Raw genomic sequence first — 1307 nt, 5'->3', positions numbered from 1 at the left:
GGATCTACCTGGCCCGGCGCCTGTGGCAGGGCGGGGTGTGGACGAGCCGCGCCCTGATCGCCGTACAGGCGTGGTGTCATCTCCGTTGGTCTGCGATTCGATGCTGATTCTGAAGCGGTGGAGTGCGCGGGCGAAGTCTGCGACCTCGGACTCGGTCCAATCGTGCAGCCTGCCGGCGACTTGGTCGAGCCGACGCGCGTCGGCGGCGTCGAGGTATTTGCGGCCCGCCTCGGTGAGGTGCAGCGGATTGCCCTGTCGAACGGATCCCGGATCGACATACACCCAGCCTGCCTCGATGCAGCCGCGAACTTGGCGCGAGATGGTCGAGCGGTTGACGCCGAAGACTTCGGAGATCTCCGTGGCCTTGCAGCCGTCGTTGCGGCCGATGAAGGAGAGGAAGGAATGCTGCGCGATCGACGGGTGGTCATCGGAATGCCGATCCCCCGTCATCAGCTGCCGCGTCAGGTGCACCAGCTCGTCATGAACGGCTGGTGGACCGGTGAGCGCCATTGCTCCGTCGTGTTGCACTGCGCAACTATAACGCTGCCCCTAGTCCCGATTGCAATATGACCGCCGCCACCGACAAGAAGTCCGTCGGTGGCGGCGTGAAAGGTTAGACGAGATCCTCACCGTTGCGGCGAGCAGTTGCCCAGTCCTTGAAGAATCCCTTGCTGATAACTCCCAGCACGACCAAAACCAACGCCGGCCAGATCAGAACGTAAATGGTCAGTAGAGCAGTACTCATCCGTATTCCTTCCACTTGTCTCGACGGTTACTTTCCGGACGCTCCCACGGCAGGAAACTCGTCCTCGTCGAAGTCTCCCGTCCGCTGCTTGATCAGTTCGAAATCGAACGTCTCACGCTGATTGACGGACATCGCAAAGCACACGACGGTACTGACGGCATAGGCCACCAAAGATCCGCTGAGCGTTGGGTAATCGTGCAGGAAGCCGATTGCGAACGGCGCGGACAGCACGATCGCCAGGCCGCCGACGATCTGCGCAACCTTCAGACCGAAGAATCCAAATGTCATGAGCCCCAGCACCACTCCGATACCGACAACGGCAACGATGTCGGAGAGTATCCCGAACATCCCATCCATCGGCACCCAACTGAATCGGACGGGCAAGAAGGCAGCAAGGGCCACCAGCACCGACACAGTGAAGGCTTTGTTGGTGACCTTTCCCCAATAGAAGCTCGCGATAACCGGGAACACCAGTCGATGATCGACGTCGACACCCTGGGCCGCGCGGTGGTGGCCGCCGCGCTCTCCCCGGCGCCCGGCGGCGGCGTGCACCACGTGAACC

2 protein-coding genes and 1 pseudogene are annotated in these 1307 nt (G+C 61.8%); all 3 read right to left on the bottom strand.

What is annotated here, in order from left to right; translation table 11 throughout:
- Positions 1-510 (bottom strand): MarR family winged helix-turn-helix transcriptional regulator (locus ABT116_RS47060; RefSeq protein ID WP_351647502.1); only part of this gene is annotated, 510 nt, incomplete at its 3' end.
- A gap of 103 nt (positions 511-613) precedes the next feature.
- Complete coding sequence (locus ABT116_RS47055; RefSeq protein WP_003941363.1) at positions 614-745, bottom strand: putative transporter small subunit; 132 nt, start codon at positions 743-745, stop codon at positions 614-616.
- A gap of 27 nt (positions 746-772) precedes the next feature.
- Positions 773-1307, bottom strand: a pseudogene (locus ABT116_RS47050) (hypothetical protein); the annotation flags it as partial.

Origin of the sequence: Streptomyces sp. NPDC002130 (assembly GCF_040296465.1) — a bacterium.
Lineage (GTDB): Bacteria > Actinomycetota > Actinomycetes > Streptomycetales > Streptomycetaceae > Streptomyces.
This window is presented reverse-complemented; position numbering and strand designations above follow the sequence as displayed.